This window comes from Nocardioides soli, from assembly GCF_014191495.1.
In the GTDB taxonomy this organism is placed as follows: Bacteria; Actinomycetota; Actinomycetes; order Propionibacteriales; family Nocardioidaceae; genus Nocardioides; species Nocardioides soli.
Genome location: NZ_JACHWR010000002.1, coordinates 329,570 through 344,476 on the forward strand (window position 1 = coordinate 329,570; position 14,907 = coordinate 344,476).

At 72.1% G+C, this 14,907-nt stretch carries 12 protein-coding genes, 1 tRNA gene and 1 pseudogene; 4 read left to right on the plus strand and 10 right to left on the minus strand.

The window, feature by feature from the left end; genetic code table 11:
- Positions 1-12: 12 nt before the first annotated feature.
- The gene (locus tag FHU40_RS12060) at positions 13-2,343 is read left to right on the plus strand and encodes an arylsulfatase (RefSeq protein ID WP_183592576.1); all 2,331 of its coding nucleotides are present in this window, start codon (positions 13-15) and stop codon (positions 2,341-2,343) included.
- 93 nt (positions 2,344-2,436) lie between these two features.
- Here FHU40_RS12060 and FHU40_RS12065 read toward each other — a convergent pair whose 3' ends face one another.
- Genes FHU40_RS12065 through FHU40_RS12075 form a run of 3 tightly spaced genes read right to left on the minus strand, consistent with a single transcriptional unit; the run spans position 2,437 to position 5,947 of the window.
- Positions 2,437-3,789, minus strand: coding sequence for an FAD-dependent oxidoreductase (locus FHU40_RS12065; RefSeq protein ID WP_183592577.1), 1,353 nt, complete (start codon positions 3,787-3,789; stop codon positions 2,437-2,439).
- A complete protein-coding gene (locus FHU40_RS29490) occupies positions 3,786-4,985 on the minus strand; it encodes a peptidase C69 family protein (protein WP_183592578.1) in 1,200 nt (399 codons plus the stop codon). The genes FHU40_RS12065 and FHU40_RS29490 overlap by 4 nt, the downstream gene beginning before the upstream one ends.
- 44 nt (positions 4,986-5,029) lie before the next feature.
- Positions 5,030-5,947 (minus strand): LysR family transcriptional regulator, encoded by a 918-nt coding sequence (locus tag FHU40_RS12075; protein WP_183592579.1) that lies wholly within the window; start codon positions 5,945-5,947, stop codon positions 5,030-5,032.
- Between the two features lie 132 nt (positions 5,948-6,079).
- Between FHU40_RS12075 and FHU40_RS12080 the strand changes: the two genes are divergently transcribed.
- Both FHU40_RS12080 and FHU40_RS12085 read left to right on the plus strand, forming a co-directional pair.
- On the plus strand, positions 6,080-6,262 hold the full coding sequence (locus FHU40_RS12080; protein ID WP_183592580.1) for a hypothetical protein: 183 nt from the start codon (positions 6,080-6,082) through the stop codon (positions 6,260-6,262).
- A 206-nt stretch (positions 6,263-6,468) separates the two neighbouring features.
- A tRNA-Thr gene (locus tag FHU40_RS12085) sits at positions 6,469-6,541 on the plus strand.
- A gap of 138 nt (positions 6,542-6,679) precedes the next feature.
- Here FHU40_RS12085 and FHU40_RS12090 read toward each other — a convergent pair.
- From FHU40_RS12090 to FHU40_RS12120, 7 genes and pseudogenes are all read right to left on the minus strand, one after another.
- A complete protein-coding gene (locus FHU40_RS12090; RefSeq protein WP_183592581.1) occupies positions 6,680-7,048 on the minus strand; it encodes a metallopeptidase family protein in 369 nt (122 codons plus the stop codon).
- A gap of 43 nt (positions 7,049-7,091) precedes the next feature.
- Positions 7,092-8,007: pseudogene (locus tag FHU40_RS12095) on the minus strand (IS5 family transposase).
- 85 nt (positions 8,008-8,092) lie between these two features.
- Positions 8,093-10,756, minus strand: coding sequence for a pyruvate, phosphate dikinase (ppdK, locus tag FHU40_RS12100; RefSeq protein ID WP_183592582.1), 2,664 nt, complete (start codon positions 10,754-10,756; stop codon positions 8,093-8,095).
- A gap of 177 nt (positions 10,757-10,933) precedes the next feature.
- On the minus strand, positions 10,934-11,338 hold the full coding sequence (locus FHU40_RS12105) for an RNHCP domain-containing protein (protein WP_183592583.1): 405 nt from the start codon (positions 11,336-11,338) through the stop codon (positions 10,934-10,936).
- A 9-nt stretch (positions 11,339-11,347) separates the two neighbouring features.
- The gene (locus FHU40_RS12110; RefSeq protein ID WP_343057835.1) at positions 11,348-11,683 is read right to left on the minus strand and encodes an RNHCP domain-containing protein; all 336 of its coding nucleotides are present in this window, start codon (positions 11,681-11,683) and stop codon (positions 11,348-11,350) included.
- A gap of 375 nt (positions 11,684-12,058) precedes the next feature.
- Positions 12,059-12,400 carry a ferredoxin gene (gene fdxA, locus FHU40_RS12115; protein ID WP_183592584.1) on the minus strand — a complete coding sequence of 114 codons (342 nt, stop codon included), beginning with the start codon at positions 12,398-12,400 and terminating at the stop codon, positions 12,059-12,061.
- Between the two features lie 32 nt (positions 12,401-12,432).
- Complete coding sequence (locus FHU40_RS12120) at positions 12,433-13,422, minus strand: NAD(P)/FAD-dependent oxidoreductase (RefSeq protein ID WP_183592585.1); 990 nt, start codon at positions 13,420-13,422, stop codon at positions 12,433-12,435.
- 256 nt (positions 13,423-13,678) lie between these two features.
- Here FHU40_RS12120 and FHU40_RS12125 point away from each other — a divergent pair, with 256 nt between their 5' ends.
- The gene (locus FHU40_RS12125) at positions 13,679-14,896 is read left to right on the plus strand and encodes an aromatic ring-hydroxylating oxygenase subunit alpha (RefSeq protein ID WP_183592586.1); all 1,218 of its coding nucleotides are present in this window, start codon (positions 13,679-13,681) and stop codon (positions 14,894-14,896) included.
- Positions 14,897-14,907: the final 11 nt, after the last annotated feature.

Consider the following 14,907-nt stretch of genomic DNA (forward strand, 5'->3'; position numbering starts at 1 on the left):
CGAGGAGAGACCATGGACCGCACCCACCTGCCCTTCGACGGCACCCGACCGGCGTACGACGCCGCGGTCGACGTCCGCGACCAGCTCGACCCCCTGCCCACCCGGCCGCTGGCCGCCGCGCCCGACGGCGCCCCGAACGTGCTGCTGATCCTGCTCGACGACATGGGGTTCGGGGCCTCGTCGGCTTTCGGCGGACCGTGCCGGATGCCGGTGGCCGAGCGGCTCGCCGACGGGGGCCTGCGCTACAGCCGCTTCCACACCACGGCGCTGTGCTCGCCGACCCGCGCGGCGCTGATGACCGGCCGCAACCACCACGCGGTCGGCATGGGCACGGTCGTGGAGATCTCGACCGGGCTGCCGGGGTACGACGCGACCCGGCCGCTCAGCGCCGGCACGCTCGCGCAGACCCTGTCCTACAACGGCTACGCGACCGGCGCCTTCGGCAAGTGGCACCAGACGCCGTCGTGGGAGCAGACCGCCGCTGGCCCGTTCGACCGGTGGCCCACCCGGGAGGGCTTCGACCGGTTCTACGGGTTCCTCGGCGGCGAGGCGTCGCAGTTCGAGCCGACGCTGGTCGAGGGCACGACGTTCGTCGACCCGCCGCGCACCGCGGCGGAGGGCTACCACCTCTCGGAGGACCTGGTCGACCGGGCCGTCGACTGGGTGCGCGACGTACGCACCCACGCCCCGGACAAGCCGTGGTTCTGCTACCTGCCGTTCGGTGCCACGCACGCTCCGTTCCAGGTACCCGAGGGCTGGGCGGATCGCTACCGCGGCGAGTTCGCCCACGGCTGGGACCGGCAGCGCGAGCTCACGCTGGAGCGCCAGAAGGCGCTCGGCGTGGTGCCGGCGGACGCCGAGCTCGCGCCGTGGACGCCCGGCGTGCCGCACTGGGACGAGCTCTCCGACCCCGAGCGGCTGGTGGCGGAGCGTCTGATGGAGCTGTACGCCGCGTTCGCCGAGCACGCCGACGCCCAGGTCGGCCGGCTCGTCGAGTCGCTGCGCGAGTCCGGCGAGCTCGAGAACACGCTCGTGCTCTACATCCTGGGCGACAACGGCGCCTCCGCCGAGGGTGGCATCGAGGGCACGCTCAACGAGACGCTGCGGCTCAACGGCATCGAGGACGACACCGCCCGGATCGCGAGCCAGCTCGACCGGCTCGGCACGCCGGAGAGCTACGCGCACTACCCGACCGGCTGGGCGGTGGCGATGGACACGCCGTACCAGTGGACCAAGCAGGTCGCGTCCCACTACGGCGGCACCCGCAACGGCCTGGTCGTGCACTGGCCCTCCGGGATCTCGACGCCGGGTGAGGTCCGGCACCAGTGGCACCACGTGGTCGACGTGCTGCCGACGCTGCTCGAGGCGGCCGGCCTACCCGTGCCCGAGACGGTCGACGGCATCGCGCAGCAGCCGCTGGACGGCGTGTCGTTCCGCTACTCCTTCGACGACGCGGGGGCGCCGGAGCGGCACGGCACGCAGTACTTCGAGATGTTCGGCAACCGCGGCATCTACCACGAGGGCTGGACCGCGGTCGCCCAGCACAAGACGCCCTGGGAGACGGCACGGACCGAGACGCCCAGCCTCGCCGAGGACCGCTGGGAGCTCTACGACACCCGCACCGACTGGACCCAGGCGCGCGACGTCGCGGCCGAGCACCCGGAGCGGCTCGCCGCGCTGCAGGAGCTGTTCCTCGCCGAGGCGCGGCGCAACCACGTGCTGCCCATGGACGACCAGCTGTCCGGTCGCTTCGACGCGCGCGCGGCCGGCCGGCCCGCGCCGCCGCGGTCGCTGCGGCTGCTCCCCGGCGCCGGCCGGCTGCGCGAGGACGCCGTACCGAGCCTGAAGAACACGTCGTTCGTCATCCGCGCGGCCTTCGCCGCGGGCACCGGCACCGAGGGCGTGATCGTCGCGCAGGGCGGCGGCTTCGGTGGCTGGTCGCTCTACGTCAAGGACGGGCTGCTCACCTACGCCTACAGCTTCGGCGCCGTCACGGTCACCCACGTGCGCGCCACCACGCCGCTGCTCGCCGGCGACCACGTCGTCGAGGTGCGGTTCGGCTACGACGGCGGCGGGCTCGGCCGCGGCGGCGACGTACGCCTGCTGGTCGACGGCGAGAAGGTGGGCGAGGGCCGCATCGAGCGGACGCTGCCGTTCTTCTACTCGATGGACCAGACCCTCGACGTCGGCCTCGACCGCGGCACCCCGGTCACCTCCGACTACGACCCCGGCCGCGGCTTCCCCTTCACCGGAGCCTTGCGCGAGGTCGTGATCGAGGCCGGAGACGACGCCCTCACCCCGCCCGACGAGCGGCTGCTCGAGGCCACGCTGGTCGCCCACTGACGCGACTTCTCAGGGACTCCCGTCACTTCTCAGGCGTTGCAACCCCCGAGAAGTGACGGGATCCCCGGTGCACCGGGGATCCCGCGCAACCGGCTACAGGAGGCGCAGCACCTCGGCGGCGGTCGACTCGCCGGAGCGGACCGCGCCCTCCATGTAGCCGTTCCACACCGGACTGCACTCGGCGCCCGCCCAGTGCAGCCGGTCGATCGGGGCACGCAGCGCCGCGCCGTACGACGTCCAGACGCCGGGCGCGGCGTGTGCGCCGTAGCAGCCGCGGCTGAACTCCTCGGCCATCCAGTCGCGCTCGACGTACTCCAGCGGCTCGGCGGCCCGCGGGCCGAAGTAGCGGACGAAGCAGTCGACCACGGCGGCCCGCCGCTCCTCGGGAGTGCGCCGGGCCCAGCGGCGGCCGTCGTCGGCCTCGATGAAGCCCATCAGGATGCCGCGCTCATAGCCCGGCGGCGTGTTGTCGAAGGTGACCTTGACCGGCCCGCGATCAGATCCCGCCTGCCCGTTGAGCCCCGCGGAGCGCCAGAACGGCGTTGGATAGACGGCGTACACCTTGAACACGCTGCCCGCCGGCAGCTTCTGGGTCAGCTGGTCGCGCCACGACGGCAGCACGGGGTCGTACTCCAGCCGCCCGGCCAGCGTCGGCGGCAGCGTGACGATCGCCCGCTCCGCGTCGTACGCCGTGCCGTCGCGGGTCGTCACCCGCACGCCACCCTCGCCGTGTGCGACGGACCGCACCGGCGAGGAGAGGCGTACGTCGAGGCCGGCGGCCAGCCGCTCGCTGACCAGCCACGAGCCGCCGGCGACCCGGTCCTGCTGGGCGCCGCGGTCGACGGCCATCAGCGTGTCCATGTCGGTGCCGGAGTGGGTGTAGAAGAGCGCGTGCAGCAGCGACACGTCCGCGAGCCCGGCGGAGAACACGGCCTCGCAGAAGAGCTCGAAGTAGGCCCGGCCCTGCGGCGTGCGCAGGTTGCGGCGCACCCAGGTGCGGAAGGTCTGCCCGTCGAGCTCGGCCGCGTGCGGCGTGGCCCACGGCCGCTCGAGGTCGACCCGCTTCGCGAGCCGCGCGAACCGCAGCGTGCCCTGCGCGAGGTCGGCGACCGCGAACGGGCTCAGCCGCGGCACCGCCCCCTTCCGGCCGACCAGTCGTCCGATGCGCCCGCAGAGCCCGAAGACGATGTCGCCGTCGTTGTACGTCGGGATCGTCTCCAGGCCGAGCTCGGCCACCAGCGCGTACATCCGGTCCTGGGTCGGACCCAGCCACTGGCCGCCGAGCTCGATCCACTGGCCGTCGGAGAGCAGGCCGGCCTCGGTGCGACCACCCACCCGGTCGCGCGCCTCGACCACGACGACCGAGCGGCCCGCCGCCTGCACCGCGCGCGCCGCCGACAGGCCGGCGAGCCCGGCGCCGACGACCACGACGTCGGTGCGGGTCACGAGTGTGCCCTCGCCGCGTGCTCGAAGCCGGCCCACCGTCGCTGCACCCACAGCGGCCGGCTGTCGCGGACGGTGACCGGGTCGATCCCCGTGCGCCACCGCCGCCGGGCCTCGGCCGCCTGCTCCAGCGCCTCGTCCGTGCTGGGCGGGTCGCCGAGCCAGCGCCGCTGCAGCCGGTCACGGTCGGCGGCGATGACGCGCTCGGCCCGCACCCAGTCGCGCAGGGCGCGGCGGTGCAGTGCGGCCTGCTGCCACCACAGGGAGTGCTCGTCGCGGTGGTTGTCGACGTCCTTGGTCGGGTACGTCGCGTCCGCGGCCGGCTCGCCGACCCGCAGCGGCACGAACAGCGAGAACGCCGGGTCGCTGGTGCCGGTCGCCCAGTGCGCGCCGTTCGTCAGGTCGCTGACCCACGACGACACGGTCTGGCTCGACGCGAGCAGTCCGCCGGCGTGCATGTTGGGGCCGGCCATCGACCCGTTCAGCGGCGACCACCGCGGCCCGCCGCCGGTGCCGGTGTCGCGCAGGATCCCGATCGCGCCGAGGACCCCGCCGCTCTCGCTCGCCCGACGCTGGGTCAGGCCACGGCGTACGTCGCACGCCGCGACCCGGCCGCGCAGTCGGTCGGCGTACCTCTCGGCGAAGCCGGGGATGGTCAGCCCGTTGCTGATGCTGCGGACGTGACCCTTCACGTCCTCGGTCGCCCACTGGCGCCCGGCGGTCTCGAGCACGATCGCCCGCTCGCGGTCGGCGACCAGGAAGCTGTTGTGATAGGTGAACCGGCGCCGCTCGGCACTGCACCGCCCGCTCTGGCCGTGCTCCTCGAGCAGCCCGACGATCACCTCGACGGCCTCGCGTGCGTCGGTCGACCGCTCCAGCGCGAGCCGAAGCAGGTCCATGCCGAGCAGCCCGGGCTCCAGGCCGGCCTTCTCCTTGGTGAAGACCGCCTCGTTGCCGATCGCGACACCGTGCTCGTTGGCGCCCATCTCGGCGCCCCACATCCACCACGGCCGCGAGACGACGGTGGCGTGCGTGCGGGCGACCTGTGGCAGCTCGACGTACGTCGTGCGCGCCGGCGCGTCGGGCGCGTGGTCGGCGGCCGGCGTCCACTCCCACAGCTGCGCCTCGTTGGGATCGCGATCGGAGTTCTTGGCGAGCAGGTAGCCGCCGATCCCCCGCATCACGAAGGTGTCGCACACGCCACCGATCGTAGGGCTCCCGGCCGCTCCGGCACGGTGGATCGTCAGATCGGGTCGGCGATCGCCTGGATGCGCTTGGTCGCGAGCTCGATCATCAGCCGGGCGGCGGGGGAGAGCAGCGCGTCGGTGCGGTGGACGATCGCGAACGTGTCGTACTGGCGCGGCCGCAACGACACCCAGCCCGCGTCGGGCGCCAGGCGCGGCAGCAGCTGGAGCGCCGCGCCCTTCGGGATCACCGAGTCGGCGTACCCCATGCCCACGAGCTCGACCGCGGTCTCGACGTCCTCGACCTCGATCCGGGTCTGCGGGTTGCGGCCGGTCTCGTGCAGCATCCGCCGCAGCACCCGGCGGGTGGAGTCGTCGGCGCGCCAGGTGGTCTCGGGCATCACCAGGGAGGCCCGCGCGAGCCGGTGCGCGGTGACCGGGCTCTCCAGCCGGGCCGGGTCGGTGCTGATGTAGACGAGCTCGTCGCGGGCCACCGGCGTCACCTCGAACCCCTCGCTGTCGACCTGCGGCACCGCGATCATCGCGGCCTCGATCCGGCCGCGGCGCAGGTCCTCCTGGACGTCCATGGAGTTCTGGCCGATCAGCTCCACCCGCACCCCCGGGTAGCGGGACAGCACGTCGGCGACCAGCCCCGCCCCGGCGTACAGCCGCGCGGTGCCGAACATGCCGAACCGGATCGTCCCGGTCTCGAAGCTCTTCACCCGCTGCACCGACTGCTGGGCCTCGTCGACCGCGGCCAGCACCCGCTCGGCGTGCGGGCGCAGGGTGTCGGCGACGGTGGTCGGCACGACGCCGCGTCCGACCCTCCGGAAGAGCTGGACCCCGAGCGACTTCTCCAGCGCCCGGATCTGCTCCGACACCGAAGGCTGGGCGTAGCCCAGCTGCTCGGCCGCCGCGGTGAGCGACCCGCGCTCGTACGTCGCGAGGAAGCAGGTGAGCTGGTGGAGTGAGAGCATGATCACAACTCTAGGTCGAGCCTGTTCTTTCTAAAGGAAAGTAAGGCTACCCCTATGGATACGGATGTTGGACCATGGTGGTGGAGACGTTCGCCGTGAGGGCGACCGAGGACCATGAGAGGGAGGCCATCCATGTTCGATCACCTGTGCACCCAGTGCGAGAAGCGTCAGCTCATCTTCTCGAGCCAGATCACCGGGATGACCAACACCGACCATGGCATCGTCGTCTCGTTCACCTGCTGGTGCGGGGCCGAGCAGGCCCTGGTGACCGGCAAGAAGGCCGTCTCGACCTCGAAGGTCACGCTCGCGGCCTGACCCCGGACCACCCTCCGGGCGGCGTTGTCGCGTTCGGCGCACGGAGGGCTGTCGACTGCCCGGATCCCAGGATCCGGGCAGTTCGCATTTCCGCCGGCCCGGCGCTGTCCGGTCCCGCGGCACCCGCCCTCCGGGCAGCGGCCCCGTTTTCGCGGCCCGGCGCCCCGCTCCCTATACTTCCTCGGGTTGCCCGTGCCGGGCAGCACGCCGCCTTAGCTCAGTCGGTAGAGCGTCTCACTCGTAATGAGAAGGTCGTCGGTTCGATTCCGACAGGCGGCTCCGAGAAGGGCCTCTGGCCAGCGGAAGCGCTGGTCGGAGGCCCTTTCGCCGTTCATCGACTCACGCACCTGACCTGGCGGCTCCCCATTCGGCGGATCCGCGACACTCAGGTCGGGTGCGACGACAGCCCGTCGCTGGTCAGGCCCAGCCGAGCTCGCGCAGCCGCGCCTCGGACAGGCCCATCGCGTGGCCGACCTCGTGGACCAGCACGGTGCGCACCCGGTCGGACACGTCCTCGACCCGGGCGCAGGCCGCCACGATCGGGATCCGGTAGAGCGTGATCGTGTCCGGCAGGGTGCCGGGGGCGCGGCCGTAGTGGGTGGTGCGCGGGACACCGCGGTAGAGGCCGAGGAGCAGGACGCCGGGCCGGCGCTCGGCCTCGGGCTGCTCGTCGTCGACGAGGACGGCGATCTCGTCGACCACGGGCAGCACCCAGTCAGGCAGCGAGTCGAGCGCGTCGACGACCATCGCCTCGAAGGCGTCGGGCGCTACCGCGGCCGGGTCCATGCAACGAGTATGCAGACCCGGCCGGCGGCTAGGGCGTGGCTCCTTATTCGCGTAGCCAGATCGTGATGGCACGAAGGACGACGGCTCCTCGGTAGACGTAGGCGAGCTTGTCGTAGCGGGTGGCGATGCCGCGCCACTGCTTGTGGTCGTTGAAGGAGCGTTCGACGACGTTGCGTCGTTTGTAGGTGGTGGTGTCGAAGGATGGCGGTCGCCCGCCGGCGGACCCGCGACGCAGTCGGTGTCCGATCTCATCGGCGCGTTGCGGGATCACGGCTTGGACCCGTTTGGCGCGCAGCAGAGCCCGGTTCGCCCGTGACGAGTACGCCTTGTCCGCGAGCACTCGGTCTGGTCGGGTTCGTGGACGCCCTCTGGCCGTCCGCGCGACGGCCAGATCGGCGAGCAACCAGCGCAGCATCGGCGAGTCACCGGCTTGGCCACCGGTGACCGCCACGACCAGGGGCCGCTTCGTACCGTCCACCAACTGGTGGACCTTGGTCGACAAGCCGCCACGAGAGCGACCGATCGCATGGTCCAACGGCTCCGAACCGGGCTGCGCGGCCCGATTCATGTAGTTCGCCTCAGCCCCCTGTGTGGACCCCGGCAGGGCGCTCGACGCGGCCCATGTTCGTCGCGTGCTGGTGGGCGCGGTTGACCGTGGAGTCCACCGATACCGTCCAATCGACCCTGCCCGTGGCATCGGCCTCAGCGACCAGCCGGGCGTGGATCTTGTCCCAGGTGCCATCGGCGCTGAACCGACGATGCCGCTTCGCGACCGTCTGATGCGGTCCGAACGAAGCCGGCAGATCGCGCCACGCGATCCCGGTCCGGAACCGATAGATGATCCCCTCGACCACCTGACGATGATCCCGAAATGGCCGCCCCCGCTGACCTTCCGAAGACGGCATCAACGGCGCGATCCGCTCCCACTGAGCGTCCGTCAGCACACGTTCACGAGACATACCAGCAGCAAATCAGCCCAACATGCCTCGATTTAGGAGCCACGCCCTAGTGGTCATCGCCCGAGGAACCTCCCGGCGATGACCACTACCGGCGCTTCAGCACCGAGCGGCCCGCCTCCAGCCGGGCCACCGGCACGCGGAAGGGGGAGCAGGAGACGTAGTTGAGCCCGACCTCGTCGAAGAAGTGGATCGAGCGCGGGTCGCCGCCGTGCTCGCCGCAGACGCCGACCTTGAGGTCGGGTCGGACCTCGCGGCCCTTCCGGGTCCCCATCTCGACCATGCCGCCGACCCCGCGGGTGTCGAGCGACTCGAACGGGGAGACGTCGAAGATGCCGTGCTCGAAGTAGCGGGAGAAGAACGCCGCCTCGACGTCGTCGCGGGAGAAGCCCCACGCCATCTGGGTCAGATCGTTGGTGCCGAACGAGAAGAACTCGGCCTCGGCGGCGATCCGGTCGGCCAGGAAGGCGGCACGCGGCAGCTCGATCATGGTGCCGACCGAGTACTCGAGCGTCACGCCACGGCTCCGCTCGACCTCGGCCGCGACCGCGAGGATGTCGGCCTTGACGATCTCGAGCTCGCGCACGCTGGCGACGAGCGGGATCATAATCTCCGGCAGCGGCCGCATGCCGAGGGCGGCCCGGTCGGCCGCCGCCTCGAGGATCGCGCGGGCCTGCATCTGGAACAGGCCGGGGATCTGGATGCCCAGCCGGACGCCGCGCAGGCCGAGCATCGGGTTCTGCTCGTGCAGTCGCCGGACGTGCCGGAGCAGCACCAGGTCGTGCTCGTCGGGCTCGCCGCGCTCCTCGGCGAGGGCGACCTTCACCGAGAGCTCGGTCAGGTCGGGCAGGAACTCGTGGAGCGGCGGGTCGATCAGCCGGATCGTGACCGGCAGCCCGTCCATCGCCTCGAAGATCTCGGTGAAGTCCTGGCGCTGCAGCGGCAGCAGCGCGTCGAGGGCGACGCGCTGGTCGTCCTCGTTCTCGGCCACGATCAGCGTCTCCACCAGCTCGCGCCGGTCGCCGAGGAACATGTGCTCGGTGCGGCACAGCCCGATGCCCTGGGCGCCGAACCGGCGGGCGCGGGCGGCGTCCTCGGGGGTGTCGGCGTTGGCGCGCACCCGCAGCCGGCGGGCGCCGTCGGCGTGGGCCATGATCCGGGCGACGGCGCTGACGAGGTCGTCGTCGACCTTCTCGCCCTCGAAGTGCCGGACCACCAGCGCGGCCGAGACCGGGACCTCGCCGGCGAACACCTCGCCGGTGGAGCCGTCGATCGAGATCAGGTCGCCCTCGCGCACCGTGCCGCCGCCGCGGACCCGGAACTCGCGCGCCTTCGCGTCGACGTCCAGCGCCTCGGCGCCGCACACACAGGTCCGGCCCATGCCGCGCGCGACCACGGCCGCGTGGGAGGTCTTGCCGCCGCGGCTGGTGAGGATGCCCCGGGCCGCGACCATGCCCCGCAGGTCGTCGGGGTTGGTCTCCTTGCGGACCAGGATCACGTCCTCGCCCCGCTCGGCCCACTCCACCGCGGTGTCGGAGTCGAAGACCGCCCGGCCGACGGCCGCGCCGGGGGAGGCGTTCATGCCGGTCGCGAGGAGGGTGCGCTCGGCCGACTCGTCGAAGCGCGGGAACATCAGCTGCGCCAGCTGCTCGCCGGTCACCCGGGTCACGGCCTCGTCCATCTGGATCAGGCCCTCGTCGACCATGTGGATCGCGATCCGGAACGCCGCCTCGGGCGTGCGCTTGCCGACGCGGGTCTGCAGCATCCAGAGCTTGCCGCGCTCGACGGTGAACTCGATGTCGCACATGTCGCGGTAGTGCCGCTCGAGCCGGGCCATGATCGCCATCAGCTCGTCGTGGGAGGCCCGGTCGACCTCGGCGAAGTCGGCCAGGCTGACCGTGTTGCGGATGCCGGCGACGACGTCCTCGCCCTGGGCGTTCTGCAGGTAGTCGCCGTACTCGCCCTGGGCGCCGCTGGCGGGGTCGCGGGTGAACGCCACGCCGGAGCCGGAGTCCATGCCGAAGTTGCCGAACACCATGGCCTGGATGTTGACGGCGGTGCCGAGGTCCTCGGGGATCCGCTCCTGCCGGCGGTACAGCCGCGCCCGGTCGGTGTTCCACGAGTCGAAGACCGCGCGTACGGCGAGATCCAGCTGCTCGCGCGGGTCCTGCGGGAACTCCCGGCCGGCCCGCTCGCGGACGATCGCCTTGAACGTCTCGACCAGCCCGCGGAGGTCGTCGGCGTCGAGGTCGAGGTCGCTCTCGGTGCCGCGGGCCTTCTTGGCCGCGTCGAGCGCCTCGGAGAAGTGCTCGCCGTCGATGTGGAGGACGGTGGCGCCGAACATCTGCAGCAGCCGGCGGTAGGAGTCCTGGGCGAACCGCTCGTCCTGGCTCTGCCGGGCCAGCCCGACGACGGACTCGTCGTTGAGCCCGATGTTGAGGACGGTCTCCATCATCCCCGGCATCGAGAACTTCGCGCCGGACCGCACGCTGACCAGCAGCGGGTCGTCGGCCTGGCCGAGCCGGCGGCCCATTGTGCCCTCGAGCGTGGCCAGGTGCGCGGACACCTGCTCGGCGAGGCCCTCGGGCTCCCCGCCGTGCCGGAGGTAGGCCCGGCAGGCCTCGGTGGTGATCGTGAATCCCGGGGGGACCGGAAGTCCGAGATTGGTCATCTCGGCGAGGTTGGCGCCCTTGCCGCCGAGGAGGTCTCGTTGGTCCTTGCTGCCGTGCGAGAAGTCGTAGACGTAGTCCATGCCTGCCCCCTGGTTGGTGTCACGCTCGATCGAGATCGACCGCCGTTGTTCGACGTGTGCGCAAGGCTGAGCGCCTGTGCGCGCGCATCGGTGGAAGACGCGCCCGCCCAGCCCGCCGAATTGTCCCACCCCGCCGGGCCGGGTCGACGCCGCGTCCATCGCGGGCGCCTCGGGACCTCAGAGCGAGAGCATCGCCCGACGTCCCAGCCCCGGATCGGCCAGCGGCCGCACCGCGATCCGGACCAGGGCGAGCGCGTTGTCGTCGCCGGCGATCCGGTTCAGCTTCAGCGCGCCGCAGCCGGTGCACTCGTGCACCAGCAGCCACTCGCCGTCCGCGCGCACCGACAGGCTGACCGCGACCATCCGGCCGCCGCACGGCGACGCACGGTCCCCGGGGACCCGGCCGTCGACGTGGCGGCTGGTCAGGCAACTCGGGCAGTGGTTGCGGTGCGCCGTGCCGGGCGCGACGACCGGCACGTGGAGCCGGCAGCCGACGCACCGGAAGGTGTCGGCGGCGCCGGTGCGATGCAGGACGTCCTTGGGGCGCTGGGTGCGCCTCGACGTCGACTTCCTCCTCGGCATCTTCTGGCTCTAGAGGGTGCCGAAGACGTCGAGTGGGAACGGCGGCTCCGCGAGCGGCCGGACGGCCAGCCGCATCAGGATCAGCTGGTTGTCGTCGGCAGCGGTCGGATGCAGGTCGAGCTCTCGGCAGCGCGTGCAGCGGTGGACCAGTGCCCACGAGCCGTCGCGCCGGACGGCGATCGACAGCGGGGCCATCCGTCCCCGGCAGTCGGAAGCGCCGTCAGCGGCGTGGTCGAGCGTGTGCAGCGAGCTCAGGCAGCTCGGGCAGTGGTTACGGCGTACGTCGTCGGGCGTGAGCGTGATGACGACGAGTCCGCATCGCACGCAGGTGAAGGTGTCGGACACCCGGTTTCTCCTTGCTCCTCGGTGATGACAAAGCAGGAGCAGGCCGAGTGCGCCTCGGTATCGGGCAGCGTCAGGCGCTACCGGCGTGGTCGGGGTTCCGAGCCACGCCACGAGGCGTCCTCGGCGCGGGCCGGGTCATGGCGTGACCGTAGCCCGGGCGCCGGAGCCGGCGCCACGGGATATCCCGGGTGGGCCGGCGTGACGCCGGGGCCGGCCGTCGGACTGTGGCGGCGGGTTCATCAAGGGATGAGGATCGCCCTGCGCTTCCCCAGCCGAGCTCGGCCGGGGAAGCGCGGCCTCACCTTCATCCCTTGATGAAGCAGCGCCGCCCCGAGCCACCGCCGTCGCTGCCGAGGAGCGCTCCGGATCGGGTTCTCAGGCGGACCAGTCCGCGACCAGCGGGGTGTCCGCGCCGATCACGCCGTACGCCTGGGCGCCGCCCGGGCTGCCGATCGGCTCGGCGCGTCCCGGCAGGGGCTCGTCGAAGAAGGTGCGCGAGTCGTCGAGGTGCGCCGTCAGATCCGGGTCCTTGCGTGCCTTCCGGTCGACGACGATGGCGGTGACCGGGCACTCGACCTCGCAGGCGCCGCAGTCGATGCACTCGTCGGGCTGGATGTAGCTCTTGCGGTCGCCTTCGTAGATGCAGTCGACCGGACACACGTCGACACAGGAACGGTCCAGGACGTCGATGCAGTCCGAGCCGATGACGTAGCTCATGGTGGTCCTCTCGTGGGGCGTCGGTGGGTGGCTCAGGCGCTGTCGGTCGAGTGACCCGGGAACAGGGTGAGGTCGGGGTCGAGGTCGACGGCGACGTGGTTCATCGCCGTCGCCACCTCGCCGAAGCCGACCGACATCAGCCTGACCTTGCCGTCGTAGTCGGTCAGGTCCCCGGCCGCGTACACGCGGGGGAGGTTGGTGCGCAGGCTCCGGTCGACCGCGACGGACCTGCCCTCGAGCGCCAGGCCCCAGTCGCGCAGCGGCCCGAGGTCGCTGATGAAGCCGAGCGCCGCGATCACGTGGTCGGCCGCCACGACGGTCTCGTCGCCGCCCTTGCCGCGGAGGGTGACCTTGGCGAGGGTCCCGGACCCGAGGTCGCCGTGGAGGCCGACGACCTCGGTGTCGACGTGGATGGCGCTCGAGCCGGCGCGCACCCGGGCCAGGGTCGCCGCGTGGCCCCGGAACACCGCCCGCCGGTGCACGAGGGTGACGCTGCGGGCGATCGGCTCCAGGGTGTCCGCCCAGTCCAGCGCGGAGTCGCCGCCCCCGACGATAACGACGTCGCGGTCGGCGTGGGCGGTGGGGTCGACCACGAAGTAGGACAGGGCGGTGCCGGCCCACTCGTCGCCGCAGGGCAGTGGGCGGGGCGTGGGCGTGCCGATGCCGGCCGTGAGCACGACGGCGCGCGCGTGGACGACGGTGCCGTCGTCGAGCGTGACGAACGGCTCGCCGTCGGCGTACTCCAGCCGCCTGGCCTGTCGCCCGAGCAGGTAGGTGGGGTCGAACGCCGCCGCCTGCGCCTCCAGCGCGCTCACGAAGTCGCGGCCGCGGATCGAGGGGATCGCGGCGACGTCGCGGATCTCCTTCTCCGGGTAGAGCGCCGTGACCTGGCCGCCGAGCGCGGGGAGCACGTCGACCACCACCGTGGACAGGCCGCGGAAGCCGGCGTAGTAGGCGCCGTACAGGCCGGTCGGGCCGGCCCCGACGACGAGCACGTCGGTGCGGACGGGTGGTGCGGACATGTCGTGCCTCCAGGCGACTCGATTCCCTCGGCGGCGAATGTAGGAAGGCCGGCGGCCACTCGGCCTCTGCCGTGGACCGCTGACCGGACCGGACGACGAATCCGGTGCCCCGGTCCGCCAGGCGGACCACGCGCCTTGTCGCGGGGTCGCGGCCGCTGGTGTCCTCCCGGTCGGAGACGCCGCCACGCGACGGCAGCCCACCGAGACCCACCGAGATCGAGCGCGATGCCGTGCCAGTAGGAACGTGGAGCAGACCATGACCGAGACAGCGAACCCCCCGTCGCCGACGCAGGCGGCCCGCCACCGCGAGGGCAGGCTGCCCGGGCGCCAGGACTGGTCGAGCTGGCCGCACTACCAGGCGGCCGACGCCGGGTTCCGCGGCTACTGGTACCCGGTCTGCTTCTCGAACCAGGTCGGCGAGAAGCCGCGCAAGGTGCGGCTGCTCGGCGAGGAGCTGTTCGTGATCCGCGACCGGGGCCGGATCTTCGGGATGAAGGACCGGTGCCCGCACCGCGGCGTTCCCCTCAGCTACGGCAACAAGCAGTTCCCTGGCACGGTCTCGTGCGTCTACCACGGGTGGACCTTCGACCTCGAGACCGGCGACCTCGCCGCCGCGATCACCGACGGCCCGGAGTCGCCGATCTGCGGCAAGGTCACCCAGCCGACGTACGACGTCGAGGAGCGGCTCGGCATGGTGTGGGTCTACGTCGGCGACGGCGAGGAGCCGGACCCGATCGACGAGCAGCTGCCCGAGGAGCTCGTGGGCAACGCCGCCGTGCTCGGCCAGCGCATCCAGCCGCGCGAGGGCAACTGGCGGTTCGCCTGCGAGAACGGCTACGACGAGGGCCACGCCAAGTACCTGCACCGGACGGCCCTGTGGCGGCTGTTCAAGCCGATGCCGGTGTGGAACAAGACGAAGATCGTCAAGCGCGGGCGGTGGATCTACCGCGTCCAGGAGCAGCAGTTCTGGGAGGCGGACTTCCCGGGCCTGGGTCGGTGGAGCGGGCTGGGGTGGTGGAAGGCCAGGCCGCCGAAGGAGACCAAGAACATCGGGAACACCTCCTCGCACCGCGAGGTGAATCCAGTGATCGCGGCCCAGGAGTTCCCCGGCTTCGCGAGCGTGAGCATGCCCGGCGTGCTGCGGATCGCCTACCCGACGTTCATCCACTACGAGTTCTACGTGCCGGTGGACGCCGACCAGCACCTCTACGTCGGCGTGCTGGCGGACTTCCGGCAGGGCGCCCGGACGCTGCCGTTCTACGCCAAGTACCTCGGCGCGGTGCGGTGGCTCTTCCACGGCCAGTTCTCCGGGCAGGACAAGTGGATGGTCGAGGTCACCGACGCGCCGCCGGAGAAGCTCTACCGCCCCGACGACTCGCTGCTGCAGTGGCGCAAGCTCGCCGAGGACACGACGGAGGACCGGCTCGACCGGCTACGCGAGCAGGGACTCGACCCGGCCGACCCGACGGCCTGAGGGGACCGACC